Annotated in this window: 21 protein-coding genes; 10 read left to right on the top strand and 11 right to left on the bottom strand. The window is 71.3% G+C overall.

Annotated features, from left to right (window positions below; all coding sequences use genetic code 11):
* Positions 1-20: 20 nt before the first annotated feature.
* Positions 21-914 (bottom strand): Cof-type HAD-IIB family hydrolase, encoded by an 894-nt coding sequence (locus STRVI_RS43365; protein ID WP_043237479.1) that lies wholly within the window; start codon positions 912-914, stop codon positions 21-23.
* A gap of 122 nt (positions 915-1,036) precedes the next feature.
* On the opposite strand from STRVI_RS43365, the gene STRVI_RS43360 reads away from it, so the two are divergent.
* The 8 genes from STRVI_RS43360 to STRVI_RS43325 all read left to right on the top strand — a co-directional run bounded on the left by STRVI_RS43360 (position 1,037) and on the right by STRVI_RS43325 (position 8,109).
* The gene (locus STRVI_RS43360; protein WP_014061913.1) at positions 1,037-1,945 is read left to right on the top strand and encodes an LLM class flavin-dependent oxidoreductase; all 909 of its coding nucleotides are present in this window, start codon (positions 1,037-1,039) and stop codon (positions 1,943-1,945) included.
* A gap of 135 nt (positions 1,946-2,080) precedes the next feature.
* On the top strand, positions 2,081-2,989 hold the full coding sequence (htpX, locus tag STRVI_RS43355; protein ID WP_014061912.1) for a zinc metalloprotease HtpX: 909 nt from the start codon (positions 2,081-2,083) through the stop codon (positions 2,987-2,989).
* Positions 2,990-2,991: 2 nt separating this feature from the next.
* Positions 2,992-3,576, top strand: coding sequence for a PspA-associated protein PspAB (gene pspAB, locus STRVI_RS43350; RefSeq protein WP_014061911.1), 585 nt, complete (start codon positions 2,992-2,994; stop codon positions 3,574-3,576).
* 224 nt (positions 3,577-3,800) lie between these two features.
* A complete protein-coding gene (locus STRVI_RS43345; protein ID WP_014061910.1) occupies positions 3,801-4,364 on the top strand; it encodes a hypothetical protein in 564 nt (187 codons plus the stop codon).
* Positions 4,365-4,479: 115 nt separating this feature from the next.
* The gene (locus STRVI_RS43340; protein WP_050994141.1) at positions 4,480-5,550 is read left to right on the top strand and encodes an ABC transporter ATP-binding protein; all 1,071 of its coding nucleotides are present in this window, start codon (positions 4,480-4,482) and stop codon (positions 5,548-5,550) included.
* Positions 5,540-6,442, top strand: a complete 903-nt coding sequence (locus STRVI_RS43335) for an ABC transporter permease (RefSeq protein WP_014061908.1) — start codon at positions 5,540-5,542, stop codon at positions 6,440-6,442. Before STRVI_RS43340 ends, STRVI_RS43335 begins: the two co-directional genes overlap by 11 nt.
* Positions 6,439-7,365, top strand: coding sequence for an ABC transporter ATP-binding protein (locus tag STRVI_RS43330; RefSeq protein ID WP_014061907.1), 927 nt, complete (start codon positions 6,439-6,441; stop codon positions 7,363-7,365). Before STRVI_RS43335 ends, STRVI_RS43330 begins: the two co-directional genes overlap by 4 nt.
* A gap of 15 nt (positions 7,366-7,380) precedes the next feature.
* A complete protein-coding gene (locus STRVI_RS43325) occupies positions 7,381-8,109 on the top strand; it encodes an ABC transporter permease subunit (RefSeq protein ID WP_014061906.1) in 729 nt (242 codons plus the stop codon).
* A 120-nt stretch (positions 8,110-8,229) separates the two neighbouring features.
* On the opposite strand, the gene STRVI_RS43320 is transcribed toward STRVI_RS43325, so the two are convergent.
* The 5 genes from STRVI_RS43320 to STRVI_RS43300 form a co-directional block, all read right to left on the bottom strand.
* Positions 8,230-8,460 carry a hypothetical protein gene (locus tag STRVI_RS43320; protein ID WP_014061905.1) on the bottom strand — a complete coding sequence of 77 codons (231 nt, stop codon included), beginning with the start codon at positions 8,458-8,460 and terminating at the stop codon, positions 8,230-8,232.
* A gap of 219 nt (positions 8,461-8,679) precedes the next feature.
* The gene (locus tag STRVI_RS43315; protein ID WP_014061904.1) at positions 8,680-9,972 is read right to left on the bottom strand and encodes a CynX/NimT family MFS transporter; all 1,293 of its coding nucleotides are present in this window, start codon (positions 9,970-9,972) and stop codon (positions 8,680-8,682) included.
* Positions 9,973-10,050: 78 nt separating this feature from the next.
* On the bottom strand, positions 10,051-10,761 hold the full coding sequence (locus STRVI_RS43310) for a FadR/GntR family transcriptional regulator (RefSeq protein ID WP_014061903.1): 711 nt from the start codon (positions 10,759-10,761) through the stop codon (positions 10,051-10,053).
* A 108-nt stretch (positions 10,762-10,869) separates the two neighbouring features.
* Positions 10,870-11,619 carry a hypothetical protein gene (locus STRVI_RS43305; protein ID WP_014061902.1) on the bottom strand — a complete coding sequence of 250 codons (750 nt, stop codon included), beginning with the start codon at positions 11,617-11,619 and terminating at the stop codon, positions 10,870-10,872.
* A 314-nt stretch (positions 11,620-11,933) separates the two neighbouring features.
* Positions 11,934-13,478: an MFS transporter gene (locus tag STRVI_RS43300; protein WP_014061901.1), complete on the bottom strand. Its 1,545-nt coding sequence runs from the start codon at positions 13,476-13,478 to the stop codon at positions 11,934-11,936.
* Positions 13,479-13,637: 159 nt separating this feature from the next.
* Here STRVI_RS43300 and STRVI_RS43295 point away from each other — a divergent pair, with 159 nt between their 5' ends.
* Positions 13,638-14,642, top strand: a complete 1,005-nt coding sequence (locus STRVI_RS43295; protein ID WP_014061900.1) for an Lrp/AsnC family transcriptional regulator — start codon at positions 13,638-13,640, stop codon at positions 14,640-14,642.
* Between the two features lie 199 nt (positions 14,643-14,841).
* The gene (locus tag STRVI_RS43290; RefSeq protein WP_014061899.1) at positions 14,842-15,291 is read left to right on the top strand and encodes a phospholipase; all 450 of its coding nucleotides are present in this window, start codon (positions 14,842-14,844) and stop codon (positions 15,289-15,291) included.
* Positions 15,292-15,451: 160 nt separating this feature from the next.
* Here STRVI_RS43290 and STRVI_RS43285 read toward each other — a convergent pair whose 3' ends face one another.
* The 5 genes from STRVI_RS43285 to STRVI_RS43265 all read right to left on the bottom strand — a co-directional run bounded on the left by STRVI_RS43285 (position 15,452) and on the right by STRVI_RS43265 (position 22,700).
* Positions 15,452-16,306, bottom strand: a complete 855-nt coding sequence (locus STRVI_RS43285; RefSeq protein WP_014061898.1) for an HAD family hydrolase — start codon at positions 16,304-16,306, stop codon at positions 15,452-15,454.
* A complete protein-coding gene (gene serS, locus STRVI_RS43280; protein WP_043237475.1) occupies positions 16,303-17,580 on the bottom strand; it encodes a serine--tRNA ligase in 1,278 nt (425 codons plus the stop codon). Before serS ends, STRVI_RS43285 begins: the two co-directional genes overlap by 4 nt.
* Before the next feature lie 713 nt (positions 17,581-18,293).
* A complete protein-coding gene (gene pheA / locus STRVI_RS43275) occupies positions 18,294-19,229 on the bottom strand; it encodes a prephenate dehydratase (protein ID WP_014061896.1) in 936 nt (311 codons plus the stop codon).
* A gap of 115 nt (positions 19,230-19,344) precedes the next feature.
* Complete coding sequence (gene efeB, locus STRVI_RS43270) at positions 19,345-20,586, bottom strand: iron uptake transporter deferrochelatase/peroxidase subunit (RefSeq protein ID WP_014061895.1); 1,242 nt, start codon at positions 20,584-20,586, stop codon at positions 19,345-19,347.
* Positions 20,583-22,700: a copper resistance CopC/CopD family protein gene (locus tag STRVI_RS43265; protein WP_014061894.1), complete on the bottom strand. Its 2,118-nt coding sequence runs from the start codon at positions 22,698-22,700 to the stop codon at positions 20,583-20,585. Before STRVI_RS43265 ends, efeB begins: the two co-directional genes overlap by 4 nt.
* Positions 22,701-22,704 lie beyond the last annotated feature (4 nt).

Here is a 22,704-nt window from a genome sequence, read left to right as displayed (position 1 = left end):
GGGGGGCGGTCGCGTGCGCTTCAGCCCGCCAGGATCCGCTCGACGATCCGCTCGATGACGGCGGCGACGCCGTCCTCGGTGTTGGCGCCCGTGCGGTGGGTGGTCGCGGCGAGCACATCCGGATGGGCGTTGGCCATCGCGTAGGAGGTGCCCGCCCACATCAGCATCTCCAGGTCATTGGGCATGTCGCCGAACGCCACGACCTCCGCGGCGGAGATCCCGCGCTCGGCACAGCACCGGGCCAGCGTGCTGGCCTTGCTGACCCCGAGCCCGCTGACCTCCAGCAGGGCGGACGGGCTGGAGCGGGTGAAGTCGCCGTAGTCCCCGGCCACCGAGCGGGCGAGCTGGAGGAAGGCGTCGGGTGCCAGCTCGGGGTGGTGGGCGAGCAGCTTGAGGACCGGCATGTCGGCGTGCGCGAATCCGTCGTGGAGCAGCTTCTCGGCGGGGGCGACGATCGCGCCCGGGGCGAGGTGGAACGGCGGGTACTCCGGTTCGTAGAAGATCCCGCCGCTGCGCTCGACCGCGAAGGACGTGCCGGGCGCGGCCTCGCGCAGCGCCTCCACGACGGCGAGGGCCTGGTCGGCGGCGAGCGGGCGGACCTCGATCGGCAGTCCGCCCTGGTGCAGATCGACCACGGCGGCGCCATTGGCGCAGATCGCCAGGCCGTGACCATGCACATGGGCGCTGACGACGTCCATCCAGCGGGCCGGGCGGCCGGTGACGAAGAACACCTCGATGCCCGCCCGCTCGGCCGCCGCGAGCGCCGCCACGGTGCGGTCGGAGACCGTCTTGTCGTCCTGCAGCAGGGTGCCGTCGAGGTCGGTGGCGATCAGTCGGGGCCGGGCCGGGGCCGGGCGGGAAGGCTCTGGGGCCGGGGTGTTCGGCCGCTCGGTCGCAGGAGTCACGGCAACCATCCTCCCGCATATGCCGCTCATCAGTGCCGGGGCTGTGCTCGGGTGGATCGTCGGGAGCCTACGGCGCTGATGGGCGCTGATATCGGTGCGGCGTTGTCACACCCACCGCTTAGGCTCGCCCTATGCGAGTGAGCACCGTGATCCTGCCCGCCTACCGCTGGTCCGAGCGCGGCCGGGAGATATGGCAGCGCGCCGAGGAGCTGGGTTTCCACGCGGCGTACACCTATGACCACCTGTCCTGGCGCAGCTTTCGCGACGGGCCCTGGTTCGGGGCGGTTCCGACGCTGACGGCGGCCGCGGCGGCGACCTCCCGGCTGCGGCTGGGCACCCTGGTCACCTCCCCGAACTTCCGGCATCCGGTGACGCTGGCCAAGGAGCTGATCACGCTGGACGACGTGTCCGGCGGGCGGATCGCCCTCGGCATCGGCGCGGGCGGCTCCGGCTTCGACGCGACGGCGCTGCTGCGGGGCGCCGAGGAGCCGTGGTCGCCCCGGGAGCGGGCGGACCGCTTCGGCGAGTTCGTCGAGCTGCTCGACCGGCTGCTGACGCACGATGTGGTGACGCACGAGGGCACCCACTACAGCGCCCACGAGGTGCGCAACATCCCCGGCTGCGTGCAGCGGCCGCGGCTGCCGTTCGGGGTGGCCGCCACCGGTCCGCGCGGACTGCGGCTCACGGCGCGATACGGGCAGGCGTGGGTGACCACGGGCGACCCGAAGATCGCCGAGACCGGCACCCCGGCCGATTCGGTGGCTGCCATCGCCGGTCAGATCGACCGGCTGGGCCAGGCGTGCGCGGAGGCCGGACGGGACACCGGCGACCTCGGCAAGATCCTGCTCACCGGTTTCACCCCGGCGGCCGCAGGGCCGCTGAGCTCGGTGGACGCCTTCGTGGACTTCGCCGGACGCCATGCCGAGCTGGGCATCGACGAGATCGTGCTGCACTGGCCGATCCCCGATTCGATCTTCGCGGCCGACCTGGGGACCTTCGAGAAGATCGCCACGGAGGGCGCGGCACAGATAGCCGGATAGCGGGCGGCATGAATCGCCGGATAGCGGGCGATACGGATCGCCGGATAACCGAATAAAGGCCGCGGCGCAGATCGCCCTATAAGCGGCAGAATCGGGTATAGAGCCTTTGGCGTCGCGTCACTCGGGAGGCATCCCATGCCGCATACCCGCTATCCCCCGGACCGGGGGCTGACCACCCGCATGGTCATGACGATGTTCTTCATCGGGCTGCTCTATGTGGTCTTCATCGGTGTGCTGCTCGCCGTGTTCAAGGGCGCCTGGCCGCTGATCGTGATCATCGCGGGAGGGCTGTTCGTGGCGCAGTTCTGGTTCAGCGACCGGATCGCGGCGTTCAGCATGGGCGCCCGGGAGGTCACCCCGCAGCAGGCCCCCGAGCTGCACGGCGCGGTGGACCGGCTGTGTGCCCTCGCGGATATGCCCAAGCCGCGGGTGGCCATCGCCGACACCGATGTGCCGAACGCCTTCGCCACCGGCCGCAATCAGCGCAACGCGCTGGTGTGCGCCACCACCGGGCTGCTGCGGCGGCTGGAGCCGGAGGAGCTGGAGGGCGTGCTCGCCCATGAGCTCTCGCATGTGGCGCACCGCGATGTGGCGGTCATGACCATCGCCTCCTTCCTCGGCGTGCTGGCGGGCATCATGACCCGCGCGGCGCTGTGGGGCGGTCTCAGCCGGGGCAGCCGTAACAACAACGTGGGCATCGCGGTGCTGCTCATCCCCCTGATCAGCGCCGTGGTCTACGCGATCAGCTTTCTGCTGACCCGGCTGCTGTCCCGCTATCGCGAGCTGTCCGCCGACCGCGCCGGCGCACTGCTGACCGGGCGGCCCTCGGCGCTCGCCGCCGCGCTGACCAAGGTGACGGGGCAGATGGCCCGGATCCCGACCCGGGATCTGCGCAAGGTCGAGCCGTTCAACGCCTTCTTCTTCGCGCCCGCGCTCTCCGGGGAGAGCGTCAGCCGGCTGTTCTCCTCGCATCCGCCGCTGGAGCGGCGGCTCGACCAGCTCGCCCGCATCTCCACCCAGCTCGGCCAGGCGGGAAGGGGCTGAGCGTGAGGATCTTGGACGCCATCCTGGGCCGCAGCAAGCCGGTGCGCCCCGACCTCGACCGGCTCTTCGGGCTCCCGGGGGCTGCGGTCAGCCTGGAGGCGGGGGCGGGGTTCACCTCGACCGGGCGGGGCTCGGTCTGTTTCGCGAGCGTGGAGGGCGGCGCGTTCTCCCAGCTCCAGCGGGATGTGCGGGAGCTGCTGGACGCGGATACGGACCGGGGCGGGGTGCCCGTGGAGTTCAGCCAGGACGCGTACGGCTACACCTGGCTGCTGGCCCGGCAGCCGTCGGACGATGTGCCCGCCCTGGTGAACGATCTGCACGCGGTCAATTCGCTGCTCCAGGACGGCGGGTTCGGGCCTCAGCTGCTGTGCTCGCTGATCGGCTTCCAGGACCCGGCGGGGCGTTCGCTCGCGTTGGTGTATCTCTACAAGCGCGGCACCTTCTACCCCTTCGCGCCGCTGCCGGGCGCCGCGGAGAAGCGGGACAACGGGCTGGAGCTGCAGGTGCGGGCGCTGCTTGGGGACGATCTGCGGATCGAGGAGGACCTGAGCCGCTGGTTCCCGGTCTGGGGCGCACCGGGTCTCTAGCGGTCCGGTTCCCCGGCTGGATGGTCCCCAGCCGGACGGGCCGACTCCGCCCGGATGAAGCCGTCCGACTCCCCGAAGTGATCAGTGATCCGGCCCAACTCCCCCCGGGCTAAGGGGAATTCACGGACCGGACAGGCCCTCAGGCATAGGAATGGGCTCGCGGGGCACCTTCTACCTTCGACATCGCATGCCGGAAGGTGACCTGACGCCCGGGGGAGGGCCGAATGAACTACTTGCGCGGCTTCATCCCATGGATCGCTCTCGCGGTCGTGTCGACATTTGGCTGGCAGTGGGGCGCCCTGGCCGGGCTGGTGCTGGGTGGGGCGATGCTGGTGCGGGCCCGTAAGGCGGGCATGGCGGCCGACGCCCTCATCCTGGAGGGCAGCACGGTGGCCTTCTTCACCGCGCTGACGATCTGGGCCTTCGCCCGGCCGGACAGCGGACTCAAGGACTACATCGGGGCGCTGGCGCTCAGCTGGCTCGCCGTCACCGCCTGGACGACGCTCGCCGTGGGGCGGCCCTTCACCACCGGTGTCGCCCGCCGCCAGGCACCGCCCGAGGTGTGGGACACCTACGTGTTCAAGCGGATCAATGTGGTGATCACCCGGGCCTGGTCCACCGCCTTCACGCTTTCCGCAGCGGCCATGGTCGTGGTGATCTCCGGCGGTCTGGGCATGGTCGCGGCGCTGGCGGTCCAGTTCGCGGGGTTCGTCCTTCCGGCCCTGTTCACCGCGTGGTACCCAGGATGGGCACGGTCGCGGCTCACACCGGCCGCACACCGGGCATAAGCCTCCGGAATATCTGTGGATACCCGGGGTAACCCCCGCCCATCGGGGCCTGTCCCCTACGGGCGCGTCAGACCCGAGGACGAGGGGAATCCCACCGTCTGGAGTGACGCCGCCTCTGGCTCACACCACTACGGTCGAACACGTGACTGTGATCGCCACCGAAAGTCTGAGCAAGCGGTTCCCCCGCGTCACCGCGCTCGACCGGCTGTCCGTCGACATCGCACCAGGAGTAACTGGCCTGGTGGGTGCGAACGGCGCCGGTAAGTCCACGCTGATCAAGATCCTGCTCGGGTTGTCCCCCGCCAGCGAGGGCCGCGCTTCCGTGCTCGGTCTCGATGTGGCCAAGGACGGCAGCGCCATCCGCGAAAGCGTCGGCTATATGCCCGAGCACGACTGTCTGCCGCCCGATGTCTCGGCGACCGAGTTCGTCGTCCACATGGCGCGCATGTCCGGGCTGCCGCCCTCCGCCGCCCGTGAGCGCACGGCCGACACGCTGCGCCACGTCGGCCTGTACGAGGAGCGATATCGCCCCATGGGCGGCTACTCCACGGGCATGAAGCAGCGGGTCAAGCTGGCCCAGGCGCTGGTGCACGACCCCCGCCTGGTCCTGCTGGACGAGCCGACCAACGGCCTGGACCCGGTCGGCCGCGATGAGATGCTCGGCCTGATCCGCCGCGTCCACACCGACTTCGGCATCTCGGTCCTGGTCACCTCGCATCTGCTCGGCGAGCTGGAGCGCACCTGCGACCACGTCGTGGTCATCGACGGCGGCAAGCTGCTCCGCTCCAGCTCCACCAGTGACTTCACCCAGGCGACGGCCTCGCTCGCGGTCGAGGTGACCGACACCACCGACCACCCGGACGGCACCAAGGCGCTGCGCACCGCCCTCGACCTGGCCGGGCTCACCGTCCAGCCCGCCGGCCGCGGCGCCGACGGGGCGCCCGGCTCGGACCATGTGCTGCTGGTCGACCTCGCGAGCGAGGAGACGTACGACACGGTCCGCGACACCATCGCGGACCTCGGCCTCGGCCTGGTCCGCATGGAGCAGCGCCGCCACCGCATCGCGGAGATCTTCCGGTCCGACGACGATGCGGATGCCCCGGATGCCCCGGACGGCAAGACGAAGCCCGCAGGACCGGCCGGCGCAAGCGCACACGGGAACGGAGGTGCCGTCGATGCCGCCTGAGACCGTGACCCAGCAGCAGCGTGCCGACGTCATTCACAACATCGGCTACCGCCACTACGACGGCCCGCGCCTCGGCCGCGCCTACGCCCGCCGCTCGCTCTTCTCCCAGAGCCTGCGCGGCGCCTACGGCCTCGGCCGCTCGGCGAAGTCCAAGGTCGCGCCGATGCTGCTGTTCGCCGTGATGTGCATGCCCGCCGCGATCATCGTCGCGGTGGCCATCGCCATCAGCGCGAACAAGCTCCCCGTCGAGTACACGCGCTACGCGATCATGCTGCAGGCCGTGATCGGCCTGTACACCGCCTCCCAGGCGCCGCAGTCCGTCTCCCGGGACCTCCGCTTCAAGACGGTCCCGCTCTACTTCTCGCGGCCCATCGAAACGGTGGACTATGTGGTGGCCAAGTTCGCCGCCATGGCCTCCGCGCTGTTCATCCTCACCGGCGCGCCCCTGCTGATCCTCTATGTCGGGGCACTGCTCGCCAAGCTCGACTTCGCCGATCAGACGAAGGGCTTCGCACAAGGACTGATCTCCGTGGCTCTGCTCTCGCTTCTCTTCGCCGGCATCAGCCTGGTCGTCGCCGCGCTCACCCCGCGCCGCGGCTTCGGCGTCGCCGCCGTCATCGCCCTGCTGACCATCTCCTACGGCGCGGTGTCCGCCGTCCAGGCCATTGCGTGGAACGAGGGCGACTCCGGGCCGGTGAGCTGGATCGGACTGTTCTCGCCGATCACCATCATCGACGGGGTGCAGACGGCCTTCCTCGGTGCCGCCTCCTCCTTCCCCGGCGGGATCGGCCCCAGCACCGGAACCGGGCTCGTCTACGTCCTCGTTCTCCTCGGCCTGATCGCCGGCTCGTACGGGCTGCTGATGCGCCGCTACCGGAAGGTCGGCCTGTGACCACGATCGCCATCGACAACGTCTCCCGCTGGTTCGGGAACGTCGTGGCCGTCAACGACGTGACCATGAACATCGGCCCCGGGGTCACCGGGCTCCTCGGTCCCAACGGCGCCGGCAAGTCCACCCTCATCAACATGATGGGCGGCTTCCTGGCTCCCTCCACCGGGTCCGTGACCCTGGACGGCGACCAGATCTGGCGCAATGAGCAGGCTTACCGCCACATCGGCATCGTCCCCGAGCGCGAGGCGATGTACGACTTCCTCACCGGCCGCGAGTTCGTGATCGCCAACGCCGAGCTGCACGGGCTGCCCGATCCGCGCGGTGCCGCCCGTAAGGCGCTCGACACCGTCGAGATGGACTACGCGGGCTCCCGGAAGATCGCCACGTACAGCAAGGGCATGCGCCAGCGCGTGAAGATGGCCTCCGCGCTGGTGCACGAGCCCTCTGTGCTCCTCCTGGACGAGCCGTTCAACGGCATGGACCCCCGGCAGCGGATGCAGCTCATGGATTTGCTGCGGCGGATGGGAGCGGAGGGCCGCACCGTGCTGTTCTCCTCGCACATCCTCGAGGAGGTCGAGCAGCTTGCGGCGCATATCGAGGTGATCGTCGCGGGCCGGCACGCCGCCTCCGGCGACTTCCGCAAGATCCGCCGGCTGATGACGGACCGTCCGCACCGCTATCTCGTACGGTCCAGCGACGACCGCGCGCTCGCGGCCGCCCTGATCGCCGACCCGTCGACCACCGGTATCCAGGTCGACGCGAGCACCGGCGCCGACGGCGGACTGCACATCCAGGCGGTCGACTTCGCCCGCTTCACCGAACTGCTGCCCCGGGTCGCCCGTGACCAGCACATCCGGCTCCTCACGGTCTCGCCCTCCGACGAGTCCCTGGAAAGCGTCTTCTCCTACCTCGTCGCGGCCTGAAAGGAGCCCATAGCGATGTCCTCGCTCTACCACCCCACCGTCGCACGGCTCACCTACCGGGCCCTGCTCGGCCGCCGCCGGGCACTGATCCTCTTCTCACTCCCCGGTCTGCTGCTGTTGATCTCGCTCGCCGTACGGCTGCTCACCGGAGCCGACGACGAGACGGCCGACGCGATCCTCGGCGGCTTCGCGATGGCCACCATGGTCCCGCTGATCGGCGTGATCGCCGGTACGGGCGCGATCGGCCCGGAGATCGACGACGGCTCGGTCATCTATCTGCTGGCCAAGCCGGTGAAGCGGCCGACGATCATCTTCACCAAGTTGATCGTGGCCATCGGCGTCACGGTCGCCTTCTCCGCCATCCCCACCCTCCTCGCGGGTTTCCTGCTGAACGGCAACGCGAATCAACTCGCCGTCGGCTACGCCGTCGCCGCCGCCGTGGCCTCGATCGCCTACAGCGCCGTCTTCCTGCTGCTGGGCACCGTGACCCGGCATGCGGTGATCGCGGGGCTGGTCTACGCCCTGGTGTGGGAGACCTTCTTCGGCAGCCTGGTGGCCGGGGCCCGCAAGCTCAGCGTTCAGCAGTGGGCGCTGGCGATCGGACAGAAAGTCGCGGACGGCGATGTGATCTCGTCGGATGTCGGCCTGGCGACCGGCGTCATCCTGCTGCTGGCCGTGACCGTGGGCGCGACCTGGTACGCGGGCCGCAAGCTGCGCACGCTGACCCTCGCGGGGGAGGAGTGACCACCGGCGCGATCTGCGCGACCCGCGCGAGGTGACGCCCGGCGCCCGGGGGTCCGTGCACGCCTTACGGGCGCCAGGGGCTCGTGCGCGCCTTATGGCGCCCAGGAGTTCGTGCACGCCTTACGGCCGCCACCGCGCAGGGACGGCGGAGCGGCCGCCGGTTGTCTCCGCGGTGGCGGCGGTCGTCGTGACGGCCGCCGCCGCGGCGTGTCCGGGGGCCGCGTTGGCCTGGCCCAGGGCGGAGGCCACGGCCGCGGACGAACCGAGCAGGACGGTCGCCGCCACACAGGCCACCGTCCAGGGGGCCCGCAGCACCCTCCGCCAGGGCCGCCGGGTGCCGCCTCCCGCCATGGCCCGTGCCGTGGGTGGCCTTCGCCTCGGCCATACCGCTCGTACCGCTCGTACCGCTCATGCAGCTCGTGCCACTCACGCCGTCCTCCGGTCCTCGTCGATGCCGATGACACCGAGAGTGGCGGCGGGAGTTGTCGGCCGGCCCTCCGCGGCCTGAGGGCCGGCTGTGAAGGCGTAAGGCCGCTCGGGCTCAAGCCGTTCGGCCCTCCGGGCCGCCGCTCAGGACCGGATCTTGCGGTCGCGTCCCGCGCCCAGGCCCAGCACCGCCAGCACCCCGCACACCGCCAGCATCAGCGTGAGCGGCAGCTCCCAGCCGCCGATGGTCTGGTGCACCACGCCGAGCGCCAGAGGGCCCACCGCGGCCAGCAGATAGCCCCAGGTCTGCGCCATTCCGGACAGCCGCGCCGAGGTGTGGGCGTCCCCGGTCCGCAGCACCATCATGGTCAGCGCGAGCCCGACGGCCCCGCCCTGCCCGACCCCGATCAGCGTCGCCCAGACCCACGCCCCCGAGACGGGAGCCACCAGCAGGCCCGCGATACCGGCGCCCATCAGCGCCGCGACCGCGACGGCCAGCGTCCGCTGGGAGCGCATCCGGCCGGCGAGGGTGGGCACCACGAACGAACCGACCATCTGCAGCATGGTGCTGAACGCGAACACCAGCCCGGCCGTGTTCTTGCTCATGCCGTGGTCGGTGAAGATCGTCGGCAGCCATGCGATGCAGACGTACGCGATCGACGACTGCAACCCCATGAACAGCGTGACCTGCCAGGCCAGCGGGGAGCGGCTCAGCCTCGGCCCCGCGTCCGGCGTCGTCCTTACGGGCGTCGCCGCGGGCTCACCGTGGTGCGTTCCGCGCCGCGCGAGCACCGTCTGGGGTATCCAGACCAGCGCCGCGACCGCCGCCAGCAGCGACCAGGAGGCGAGCGAACCCCGCCAGCCGCCGAGCGCGTTCTCCAGGGGTACGGCGGAGGCGGCGGAGACCGTCGCCCCGCCGATCATCGAGGTGGTGTAGAGCGCGGTCATCCCGGCGGCCCGGTGCGGGAAGTCACGCTTGACCAGGCCCGGCATGAGCACATTGAGGAACGCGATCCCGCTGCCGACGAGGGCGCCTCCGGCGAAGAGCGCCATCACCGGCGGTGCCACGCGCAGCAGGATGCCGCCGATCAGCAGCGCCAGCGCGCTCAGCAGCACCGCCTCGGTGCCCCAGCGCCGGGCGAGCCGGGGCGCGAAGGGCGAGGCCAGGCCCATGAAGATCAGCGGAATGGTCGTGACCAGGCTGCTCATGATCGCGGACAGCCCGAAGTGGCCGCTGATCTCACCGAGCAGCGGGGAGACCCCGGCGAGCGCGGCCCGCATGTTGAGCGACGCCAGCACGATGCCGATCAGGAGAAGGGTGGGGTGGGCCCGCAGGGTGCGCCGCGCGGCGGCCACCTCGGGGGTCGGCCGCAAATCCGTCTCGGCGTCCAAGAGCAGGGGTTCGGCCTCGGGGCCGGGGGTGTGCGGGCGTGGCAAGAAGAGCTCCGTTCCGGTCGTGGTGGAGGTGGTGGGGTTGGGGTGATCCGGGTCGCGGGGAAGCCCGCCAAGAGGGGCTCAGCCGGTGGCGAGCAGGGCTTCGACGGCGCGTTTCGGCGCCTCCAGCAGCGCCCGCGCCGCCGCCTCGGCGGCCGCCGGGTCGCCGGAGGCGATGGCGTCGACGAGGGCGCGGTGGTCGGCGGGGACGATGCTCGGCACCTCGCGGTCGCCGAGCGAGGCCACCAGCGAGTCGCGCACCGAGCTGCTGAACCAGCCGTAGGTCGCGCTCAGCGCGGCGTTGTGCGCGGACTCCACCACGGCGGTGTGGAACTCCAGGTCATGGGCGGCGTGCAGCTCATGGTGGCCGTCCGCGGGCCGCTCCCCGGCGTGCCCGAAGGCCTCGAGCGACTCCAGCGCCGCCCGCATCCGCCGCAGATCGTCGGGGCTGTGCCGGAGCGCGGCCAGCCGCGCGCCCTCCGCCTCCAGCGCGATCCGCAGCTCCAGCACATCCCGGATCCCGGCGCGCCGCACACCCCACATGACCTCGGCCGGGTCGGTCGTGGAGACCACGAAGGTGCCCTCGCCCTGCCGGGACTGCAGCATCCCCGCGTGCACGAGGACGCGGACCGCCTCGCGGACCGTGTTCCGGCCGACCTGGAGCTGTTCGGCGAGGGCATGTTCGGTGGGTACGCGGTCGCCGACCTTCCACTCACCCTCGGCGAGCTGCGCCCGCAACTGCTCCACCACGGTGTCGACCAACGACCGCCGCCCAGCCGCCCGCAACGCCATCCTCTCGGCTCCCTCACTCGATTCACCCGGTTGCCCAGTCATCCTACAACTTTACCGAAAGGCCCGGTGGGCAGGGCGCCACCCCGCCCACCGAGCTCCTCCGATCCGCTACCCGCGCAGCCGCTTGGCGCGCCGCGCCCGCCGCTGGACCGACTCGGCCTTGAGTGTGGAGACGTCCCTGCGGACCTCGGTCATGTCCTCACCGAGATCGCAGAGCCGCTCGCTCATGGCGCAGATGACCCGCCCGTGCGCGTCGAGCCGCCGGTCCATGCCGTCCAGCCGAGCGGAGACTTTGGCCATCCACGGCGCCAGCTCGCGCAGCGTGGAACCGACATCAGCCAGACACGCCTCGACGGCGTCGAGGCGGCCGCCGATCGGCCCGGCCAGCATCCGCTCGGTGAGGATCCGTTCGAGCGGGAGCTGATCCGTTCCGGCTTCCGGTCCGCTCCGGGCCGACTCCTCGACATCGAGGAGATAGGCGCGTACCCGCCTGGCGATATCGCTGTCCCGCAGCAACATTGCGACGTTGAGTACCGCCCGGCGGGGGTAGAGGGTGAGCTGGGTGCATGCCTGTGGATAACTCCGATCCCATAGGTCCATTGTGGACCTATGGAAGCCTTGCAGGTCAGTGCCTCGGAGCGTATGCATCCCGTTGCTGTGGAACTCCTCCCGGTGCCGTTTGGTCAAGCTCTTGACGGCTTCTTCCCCAACCTCGAAGTACTCCGCGACCATGCGTGTGGTGATATGCAGCCCATCCGGCAGCATGGTCAGGATCTTGACCTTGTCGAGGACATCCGTCCGCTCTATGACGCTGTCGCGCAGCGCGCGCGACTCCAGTAGTGCGATCTCAGGTGGCATATGTGTGCCTTCCGGTCTGAAATTCGGGTGATGGTCACGCCCCACCAGCCAGGGGCTAGGCCGCCCGTATCCAGGGACCAGGAGCGGAGGCTGCCTACCTCTTTCGGACCCAACCGCCGTGACATCGCTGCCCGTCGATCCGTCGCCCGGCCGAGGCTCCAACTCGCGTTGCCTCCGCGCATAACGCGTATATGGAAGAACGATCCGATCGCGCAAGGGTTACTCGCACCGCGTGCGTTGACGGACGTCGGCCTCACGCGGCGAAGGGGCGGGCGCCATCGGGCGCCCGCCCCTTGTGACTCGTCGTCCACCGCTCAAGCGTGGACCGGCTCCGCCGGGGATTGCTCGGGGGTCGGCTTCGGGGGTGCTCCGCCGGGGCCGCCGCGGACGACGGCGAGGACCAGCAGGCCCGCCGCCAGGGCCGCGATGCCGGAGATCAGGCAGATGCGGTCGAGCCCGGCCGCGAACGACTCGTGGACGAGCGTGCGCGCCGCGTCCGCGTGGGCCGGAGGCGCGGAGGCGATCACGGCGTCGGCGTGGCCGCCGCTGATGGCCTCGGCGGCCTGTCCGGCAGCCCGGGCCGGGACGGTGCCGCTGTCGTCGACCATGTCCCGCACCCGCGTCGCGAAGACCGTGCCCAGGACGGCGATCCCCAGCGCGTAGCCGAGCTGCCGGAAGGTGTTCACCGCGCCGCTGGCCATGCCCGCCCGCTCCGGCGGGGCCGAGCCGAGGGCCGCCGAGACCAGCACCGGCATGGCCAGGCCGATCCCCAGACCGGCCAGCGCCAGGCCCGGGACGAAGGCCGTCCAGTCCGCGTCCGGGGTCACCATCGCCGCGTTGACCAGCGCGCCCGCGCCCACCATCAGCAGTCCGCCGCCGAGCGCCCGCCCGGGGGCGACCCGGTCCAGCAGCCGTCCGCCCGCCGCGCCGACGACCAGCGAGACGCCCGCCATCGGCGTCACCGCGAGCCCCGCCTGCACCGGGCTCATCCCCAGCACCGACTGCAGCCACAGCCCGGCGTAGGTGAGGTACGGGAAGGCCCCCGCCTGCAGCAGCAGGGCCGCCGCCATCAGCACCGCGAACGTCGGGCGCCGCAGCAGCCCCAGGTCCAGCAGCGGCTGCCGCTTTCCGCGCTCCAGCACGGCGAAGGCGAGCAGCGCGATCGCCGCCGTCACCAGTGTGGCGACCGTCCCGGTGTCGGCCCAGCCCTCCTCACCGCCGCGCATCAGCCCATACGTCAGCGCCCCGGCGCTGACCGTGAACGAGGCGGCGCCCGGCCAGTCGATCCGTACGCCCGGCGCGCCGCGCGACTCGTCGATGGAACGGAGCGTGATCCACACCGCGATCGCCGTCAGCGGCAGATTGACCAGGAAGATCGCCCGCCAGTCGACGTACTCGGTCAGCACCCCGCCCAGCACCGGGCCGATCGCCGCGGCCGCCCCGCTCGTACCGCCCCACACCCCGAAGGCGATACCGCGGTCGCGGCCGGAGTAAGTCGCCATCAGCAGCGGGGTGTTGGTGGCGAACATGGCCGCCGCCCCCACCCCCTGGACGGCGCGGGCCGCGATCAGCACCCCGGCGTCCGGTGCCAGACCGCAGACCAGGGAGGAGACCGCGAACACCGCGAGGCCGACGACATACAGCCGCCGCCGTCCGAAGAGGTCCGCCGCCGAACCGGCCACCATCAGCAGCGCGGCCAGCGCCAGGGCGTAGATGTCCATCACCCACTGGAGGGAGGTGAAGGACGCGTCCAGACCCCGCGCCACCTGGGGCAGCGCGGTGTTCACAATCGTGACGTCTATCAACAGCATGAAATTGCCGAGCGTGATGGCGGCGAGCGGCCACCATGATCTGCGCATGACTGACTCCGGGATTCGGGACGTGCCGACAAGGGGACGCGAGGGCCGATCCCGATGACGGTCCGGCGGTCCCGCGGCTCTTACGGTCGTCCTGACCGGTCCGCACCTCCAGCCGGCACCGCCCCGGTGGCAATATCCGACGTCCGCTAGCTTTGTGCGGTGGAATCCGACGCGTACGACGACCTGGACCGGGCGCTGGTGCATGCCCTTCAGCTCGACGGCCGGGCCCCCTTCAGCCGGCTCGCCGAGGTGCTGGGCGTCTCCGACCAGACCGTGGCCCGCCGCTACACCCGGCTGCGGACGACGGGAGCGGTCCGGGTGCTGGGGCTCACCGACCCGGCGGCGGTCGGCGATGTGGTCTGGCTGGTGCGGGTGCGGTGCCTGCCGGACGCCGCGCTGCCGGTGGCCGAGGCGATGGCCCGGCGGGCCGACACCTCCTGGGTGCATGTGCTCTCCGACGGCACCGAGGTCGCCGCGTCGACACGGGCGGCGTCCGGCCTGGACAGCGACGCCCTGCTGCTGCGCAAACTCCCGCAGACGCCACGGGTGGTGGGAGTGAGCGCGCACTGCGTGCTGCATGAGTTCTACGGCGGCGAGCGGGGCCTGGTCAACAAGACCGAGGCGCTGACGGCCGAGCAGGTCGGGCGGCTGCGCACGCCCGCCGCGGACCGGTCGAAGGGGCCGCGCGGGCCGGTGGGCGCCGAGGACGGCAAGCTGCTGGACGTCCTCGCGCGGGACGGGCGGGCGCCGCTGGCCGAACTGGCCGCCGCCACCGGCTGGTCGCAGTCCACGGTGCGCCGCCGGCTGGCCGATCTGCGCGCCGACGGCACCCTGTACTTCGACGTCGACTACACCCACCGGATGTTCCATCAGAGCGTCACCACCACGATGTGGCTGTCGGTGAGGCCGTCGGATCTCGCCGCCACCGGGCAGACACTCGCGGATCACCCCGAGGTGGCGTTCGCATGTGCGACCACCGGGACGAAGAATCTGATGGCGACCGTGGTCTGCACCGATGTCCCGGCCCTCTACACCTATCTGACCACCCGCATCGCCGAACTGTCCTCCGTGCTGGACATGGAGACCGCCCCGATCCTCCGAAGGGTCAAGGGCCCGGGGCCGCTGTTCGCCCCTCCCTCCCGGGTGCCCCGGCGCGCCTCCTGAACGGCCGCCGCAGCGGCGGTAGTTGGAGGAAAGTCCGAAACTCTGCTGGTCGAACTCTGTTCATCTCTACGTCGGTGTAGATCTTGACGATTGTCAGGGACCTGCCCAACTCTTGGCGTGCGCTGGATCACACCGCGCCGCCCCCCTGCGCCACAAGCCTTTTGAGGGGGCGTCAGAGGTAAAAACGGAGGGAACCCGAATGCGTCGCCTCGTCACGAGTCTCGCGGCCACCGCTGTCACCGCGGCCACCGCCATCGCCCTGGCCGCACCCGCCCAGGCGGCCCCCGCGGACAAGCCGCAGGTCCTCGCAAGCTGGACGCAGACCAGCGTCGGCAGCTACAACACCTGGGTCGCGGCGCGCAACAACCAGGGTGCCTGGGCCGCCTACGGGTTCGACTGGTCCACCGACTACTGCAGCAGCTCCCCCGACAACCCCTTCGGCTTCCCCTTCCAGACCGCCTGCGCCCGGCATGACTTCGGCTACCGCAACCACAAGGCGATGGGCATCTTCGACGCCAACAAGGCGCGCATCGACAGCGCCTTCTACGAGGACCTCAAGCGGGTGTGCAGCGCCTACAGCGGTGCCACCAAGACGTCGTGCGACGGTACGGCGTGGACCTACTACCAGGCGGTCAAGATCTTCGGCTGACCCCTCCTGGGCCGGGATCCCTCGGCGGCGGCCGAGGGATCCCGATCACCGCTGCAGGGCCCGGCTGCCGGGCGGTCCGCCGAGGCGGCCGCACCGGCATCCGGCCGGTTCACCGGTGCGCTGCCGTCACCGGTGCGCTGCCGTCACCGGAGCACTGCCGTCACCGGCGCGCCGCCGGGAAGAGCCGTTCCAGCACCACGGCGATGCCGTCCTCCGCGTTGGACGCGGTGATCTCGTCGGCGACGGCCTTGAGGTCCCGGTGCGCGTTCGCCATCGCGACAGCGTGCTTCGCCCAGCCGAACATCGGGATGTCATTGGGCATATCGCCGAACGCGATCGCGTCGTCGGCGGTCATCCCCAGCCGGCGCGCGGCCAACGACAGGCCCGTGGCCTTCGTCAGCCCCAGCGGCAGCAGCTCCACCAGCCCGGTGCCGGCCATCGTCACCCCGACCAGGCCCCCGGCGGCCGTCCGGGCGGCGTCCGCGAGCGCGTCGTCGCCCAGCTCGGCGTGCTGGATGTAGAGCTTGCTGATGGGCTGCGACCACAGCTCGGCCGGGTCCGTGAACGGCACCAGGGGCATCCCCTCGTGGTCCATCCGGTAGCCCTCGCCGAACAGCACCTCGCCGTCCAGCCCGTCGCGGGCCGCGGCCAGCGACAGCGGGCCGATCTCCGCCTCGATCTTCTCCAGCGCCAGCAGGGCCACCTGGCGGTCCAGCGTGACGGAGGTCAGCAGCCGGTGCTCACCCGCGTGGTAGAGCTGCGCGCCCTGACCGCACACCGCGAGCCCCTGGTAGCCGAGGTCGTCGAGTATGTGCCGGGCCACCGGGACGGTCCGCCCGGTGACCACGATGTGCGCGGCGCCCGCCGCGGTGGCCGCGGCGAGCGCGTCACGGGTCCGCGCCGAGACGGTGTGGTCGGGGCGGAGCAGCGTGCCGTCGAGGTCGGTGGCGACCAGTCGATAGGGAAGCTCGTCCGTCGGTCCGGCGAGCTCGTCCGTCGGTCCGGCGTGCGTCACCGTGCGACCGGTTCCAGAACCTCGCGTCCGCCCAGGAACGGCCGCAGCGCCTCGGGCACCCGGACCGAGCCGTCGGCCTGCTGGTGGTTCTCGAGGATCGCGACGATGGTCCGGGTGACCGCGCACAGCGTGCCGTTGAGCGTGGCCAGCGGACGGACCTTCTTGCCCTCGCGCATCCGGATCGACAGCCGCCGCGACTGGAACTCGGTGGTGTTGGAGGTCGAGGTCAGCTCGCGGTACTTGCCCTGCGTCGGGATCCACGCCTCGCAGTCGAACTTCCGTGTCGCCGACGAGCCCAGGTCACCCGAGGCCAGGTCGACCACCCGGAACGGCAGCTCCAGCGAGGTCAGCCACTGCTTCTCCCAGTCCAGCAGCCGCTGGTGCTCGGCCTCGGCGTCCTCCGGGGTCGTGTAGACGTACATCTCGACCTTGTCGAACTGGTGCACCCGGAAGATCCCCCGGGTGTCCTTGCCGTACGACCCGGCCTCACGGCGGAAGCAGGAGGAGAACCCGGCGTAGCGCCGCGGGAGTGCGTCCGCCTCCAGGATCTCGTCCATGTGGTACGCGGCCAGCGGCACCTCGGAGGTGCCGACCAGGTAGAGGTCGTCCTTGTCGAGGTGGTAGACGTCCTCGGCGGCCTGGCCGAGGAAGCCGGTGCCCTCCATGGCCTTCGGCTTGACCAGCGCCGGGGTGAGCACCGGGGTGAAGCCCGCCGCGGTGGCCTGTGCCATCGCCGCGTTCACCAGTGCGAACTCCAGCAGGGCGCCGATGCCCGTCAGGTAGTAGAAGCGGGAGCCGGAGACCTTGGCGCCGCGCTCGGTGTCGATCGCGCCGAGCAGCTCGCCGAGCTCCAGATGGTCCTTGGGCGCGAAGCCCTCGGCATCGAAGTCGCGCGGGGTGCCGATCGTCTCCAGGACGGCGAAGTCGTCCTCGCCGCCGACCGGGACCTCGGGGTGGACGAGATTGCCCAGCTGGAGCAGGAGCTGCTGGGTCTCTTCCGCGGCCGCGTCCTGCTCGGCGTCGGCCGCCTTGACGGCGGCGGACAGCTCGCCCGCCTTCTTCAGCAGCTCGGCCTTCTCGTCACCGGAAGCCTTGGGGATGAGCTTGCCGAGCGCCTTCTGTTCGGCGCGCAGCTCGTCGAAGCGGACACTGGAGGACCTGCGCCGCTCGTCGGCGGTCAGGAGGGCGTCGACGATGCCGACGTCCTCTCCACGGGCGCGCTGGGAGGCGCGCACACGATCGGGGTCCTCACGGAGCAGGCGAAGGTCAATCACCCCACCAGGTTACCGGTGTGACCTCGGGTGCTCGACGCGATATTCCTTTGCGTCCCGTTTTGCCCTCTTTTGGGGCTGTGGGTAAACCGGGGAATTCCTGCGACGGCCACCGTCAAGGAATGCGTGCGCATTCCCCGAAAAGGAGCAAAGAGGCGGCGTCGAGTCGACCTTCTTCCCTTGTGTGCAGGGTGAGTTGAGGCCCGGTTGTCCACAGGGGTGAGGGGAAGCCCCGGAGTTATCCACAGGCTGTGTGTGAGATCTGTGGATGTCGCGGTCATCGCTTAGCCCCCCAAGTGCTCGGCGATGGATTCCCCTACCAAACCGCGTTCACACACTCCACAAGAGAGGAATCCCTCACTCCAAAGAGTTGGTCGAGGGAATTGGAGTGACAGGTGAGTAATGTTCGGTGATGAGGGTGCATGCGGCTTATGTGGCGATGCGACCGTCTCGCCGGATTGGTGATGTCGACTTATCCCCAGCATGCCGCATCACCCTGTGGATAACTTTTCCGCAGCGATTCCGACGATCCCCAGCACCGACGATCCCCAGCACCGGCGTGCCCCAGCACCGGCGTGCCCCAGCACCGGCGTGCCCCAGCACCGGCGTGCCCCAGCACCGGCGTGCCCCAGCACCGACGTGTCCCGGCGCACGCTCGCTACGGTCGGCCGCTACGGGCGGGGTTCGGCTCAGGCGCGCTTACGAGTGGGCTCGGCTCAGGCCCGGCCGTCCTGGCAGCGGGCCAGCCACTCCGCCGCCTCCGTGAACGCCTCGTCCGAGGTCCCGTGGCGCAGCTCCGCCAGGTCCTCCGCCGTCACACCCGCCCGGGGGTACGAGCCCAGGAACCGCACCTTCGGGCAGACCCGCTTCAGCCCCATCAGGGCCGAGCCCACCCGCCGGTCGGTGATGTGCCCCTCGCAATCCACCGAGAAGCAGTAGCGGCCGATGCCCTCGCCGGTCGGGCGCGATTCGATCCGCATCAGGTTGACCCCGCGGGCGGAGAACTCCTGCAGCAGTTCCAGCAGCGCGCCCGGGTGGTCGTCCCCGAGCCAGATCACCACGGACGTCTTGTCCGCGCCCGTCCGGGCGGCGGGCCGGGCGGGGCGGCCGGCCAGGACGAAGCGGGTCATCGCGTTCTGCGCGTCGTGGATGTCGGTGACCAGCGGCTCCAGACCGTACCTGGACGCCGCGAACTCGCCCGCGAACGCCGCGTCGTACCGCCCCTCCTGCACCAGCCGCGCGCCGTCCGCGTTCGAGGCGGCCGATTCCCACAGGGCGTCCGGGAGGTTCGCCGCCAGCCAGTTGCGGACCTGGGGCTGGGCGACCGGATGCCCGGTCACCGTCTTGATGTCCGCGAGCGCGGTGCCCGGCCGTACCAGCAGCGCGAAGCTGATCGACAGCAGCACCTCGCGGTAGATCATCAGCGGTTCGCCGGTGGCCAGCTCGTCGAGGGTCGCGGTGACCCCGCCCTCGACCGAGTTCTCGATGGGGACCAGCGCGGCCGCCGCGGCACCGGAGCGCACCGCGTCGAGCGCCACCGGCACCGAGACCATCGGCACCAGCTCCCGGGTGGCGGCCTCCGGCATGGACCGCAGGGCGGCCTCGGTGAAGGTGCCCTCGGGGCCGAGGTAGGCATAGCGGCTGGCCGACATCACGGTCGCTCCCTGTGATCAGACGAGACCGCCACGATACTCGCGTCCGCGAAGCGGGCGGACCCGCCGGTCACCCCTTGGACGCGGGCGACCGGGGGCGGCTCGTCCCCGTCTCCTATCCCTCCAAGAGTGCCTGACCCACGTACTCTCCCGGGGCACAGCCCGGGGGCACCGCGAACAGCGCGCTGGCCTCGTGCCGCAGGAACCGCGACAGATCGTCGCCCAGGTCCAGCTTCCGCTGCACCGGGACGAACCCCTTCATCGGATCCGCCTGCCAGGCGATGAAGAGCAGTCCGGCGTCCGGCGCCCCGTCGTCGCGGAAGCCGTCGTGGTACGAGAAGGGCCTGCGCAGCATGGCGGCGCCCTGGTTGGACGCGGGCGCCGCGACCCGCACATGGGCGGCGCCCGCGATGGCCAGCGCACCGTCCCCGTTGACCTTGTCGAGCCGGACCGGGGTGGTCTCCGTGCCGCCGGACAGCGGGGCGCCGTCGGACTTGCGGCGGCCGACCACCTTCTCCTGCCGCTCCAGGGAGAGATGGTCCCAGGTGTCCAGCAGCATCCGGATGCGCCGGACGACCGCGTAGGAACCGCCCGCCAGCCACGCGGGCTCCCCCTTCTCCGGTACGAAGAGCCGCCGTTCGAAGTCGTCGTCGGCCGGCTTGGGGTTGTTGGTGCCGTCGATCTGTCCCATGAGGTTGCGGGTGGTCATGGGGCGGTCGGTGGCGCCGGGGGTGCGGTTGAAGCCGTTCATCTGCCAGCGCAGCCGGGCCGTGCCCGCGGCCTCGCGCTGCAGTGCGCGCAGCGCGTGGAAGGCGACCAGCGCGTCATCGGCGCCGATCTGGATCCACAGATCGCCGTTGCTGCGCTTGGGGTCGAGGGCGTCCGAGACGAAGTCGGGGAGCGGAGCGAGTGCCTCCGGCAGTTGGTCGTCGAGTCCCGCCTTGCCGAAGAAGGTCCGGCCGAAGCCGAAGGTGACCGTAAGCGACGAGGGACCGGCGTCCAGCGCGATCCCCGTGTCGCCCGGTGGGGCCTCGCCCGCCATCAGCTCCTGGGCCGTGCGCGACCAGCGGCGCAGCAGTGCGGCGGCCGCCTTACGGTTCGCACCGGGCGCCAGGTCGAAGGCGAGGAGATGGCCATGGGCCTGGAGGGGGGTGGTGATGCCCGCCTGGCGCCTGCCGTGGAAGGGCACAGCGGTCGCGCCCAGGGAGCTGAGGGGTTCGGGTGCCTCCCGCGTCGCCTCGGACGCGTAGGCTCCGGCGGCTCCGCCCGCGACCAGTCCGGCCGCGCCGGCGGCGCCCGCCGAGCCCAGCAGACGCCGCCGGGAGATGCCGGACGAGGGTGCTTGCTCTGTCGTCATTGAGCGACTTTCACGTTCCTGGTCTCCGTCACCTGGTCGATGTCGGAGGTTCGTACGGTCAGGGAGAGCTGCCAGGTGCCGGCCATGGGGAGCTGGACGGTCTTGGCGCTCCAATGCCCGGTCGAGAGGCGCTCGAGCGGGATGCGCAGCGGCCCGATCCCCTTCGACTTGAGCGTCAGCGACAGCTTGACCTCGGGGACGTCCACGGGACGGTCGGCCAGGTCGGTGGTGAAGACATGCAGCGCGTTGTCACCCGGCAGAGCGGGTTCGATCATGACAACGGCCTTGCCGCGGCCGCTCTTGGGGCCCGTGTTGTAGGGGACCAGCACGCTCACCGGGTCGACGTTCAGCTGCCCGCCGGGCTTCGTGGCCGAGGCGCTCGCCTGCTCGGTCTCGGCCCGGCCGGGCTGGGTGCCGCTCAGCACGGTGGCCACCGCGAGCAGCACGACGGCCACGACGGTCTCGGCGATCACCGACTGGCGCAGACCGCTGCGCTCGCGGTCGGCGTCGCGCTCCCGCAGCGTGGCGGTCTTGTCCTCGGCGGCCCGCTGACGGGCGAGCTGGGCGGCGCGTTCGGGATCGGCGTCGGCGTCGGCGTCGGCGTGGCCGGAACCGGCGCCGTCACCGGGCCCGTCACCGGACTCGGTCTCGGCGTCGGCAGAGGTGTCCGCCGGGGTGTCGACCGCCGCGTCGGCCGCGCCGGTACGGACCGGCTGCGCGGCCTTCACCGCTGTCTTGGCCTCCGCCTTGGCCTCGGCCTTGGTCCCGGCCTTCGCCTCGGCCTCCACCGTGGCCTCCGCGTCCGTCTCCTCCGCCGTGTCCGCGGTGGCATCCGTAAGGCGGCCGGTCCAGCGTCGCGAGATGGCCGCGATGCCCAGGAGCACCGCCACCAGACCCACCTTGACCAGCAGCCATCGCCCGTACTCGGTGTCGGTCAGCGCGCCCCAGGAGCCCACCTGCCGCCACGACTGGTACAGCCCGGTGACCACCAGGGCGACGACCGACCCGAAGGCCAGCCGCGAGAAGCGGCGCACGGCCGCCCGCCCGATCGGCTCACCCGCCCGGAGCGTCACCGCGAGCGAGGCCAGACCGCCCAGCCATACCCCGACCGCGATCAGATGGATCATGTCCACCGGCATGGCCAGTTGCCGTTGGAGGCCGACCGAGGCGTGCTCGGCCATCGCCCAGGTCGCGGAGAGGCCCACCGCCATCACCGTGCCGCCGAAGCCCAGCCCGAAGGCGAGGTCCTGGCGGCGCCGCGCGTCCGCCTCCCGCTCCCCGGTGCGACGGGTGTACGAGCCGAAGAGAACGGCCAGGAAGACCGCCGCCGCGCCGAGCAGCAGCAGCCGGGACAGCAGCGCCGCGCCCGGCTTGGTGGACAGCACATCGCCCAGCCTGCCGAGATCGAGGATCCCGCCGATCCCCTCGCCGTCGGTGTACGGCCCGCGCAGCAGCAACAGCAGCAGGCTGGCCGTGAAGACCGTCACCCAGCCGCCCACGGCGATCTTCCGCACCGGGCGGGAGGACCGGCAGAGCCCGGCGAACACACTGCCGCCCACCAGGGCCGCGAACCCGCCGTAGGCGGCGTACCGGCCGATCCCGTAGAGCGTGCTGACGGTGCTGTCGGACGCCTCGCCCGTGGGCACCTTCGCCGTGGTCTTGGACGGGGTGCCGATGGAGAAGGTGAACGCGCCGCTCACCGGGTGGCTGTCCTCCGAGACCGCCTTCCACGCCACCGTGTAGGTGCCGTCCGGAAGCCCGGAGTGCAGCCCGGCGGCGGCGGTCGACGACTTGCCGCCGACATGGGCGGTCTTCCCGGTGTCCACGCGCTTGCCCTTGGGGTCGAGCACGCGCACCGAGTCGCCGGAGAGCAGCACGCCCTCCGAGAAGTTGAGCGTGACCTCCCTGGGCGCGGTCTGCACCACCGAGCCGTCGGCGGGGTCGGTCGAGGTGAGCGCGGCATGCGCGGACGCGGAGCTCGCGCCCACGCTCAGCGCGCACAGCAGCGCGGCGAGCAGGGTGCCGCAGATCGCCATCAGGCGCCGGGCGGTCGCGGTGGTCCGGGAGGGGGTCGCGGTGGTCCCGGCGGGGGCCAGGGAGGTCAGCGAGGGCATCGGG

It is taken from the genome of Streptomyces violaceusniger Tu 4113, assembly GCF_000147815.2.
GTDB classification, from domain to species: domain Bacteria; phylum Actinomycetota; class Actinomycetes; order Streptomycetales; family Streptomycetaceae; genus Streptomyces; species Streptomyces violaceusniger_A.
The sequence above is the reverse complement of the archived record's forward strand: the minus strand, read 5'-3'. Positions and strand labels throughout refer to the sequence as shown.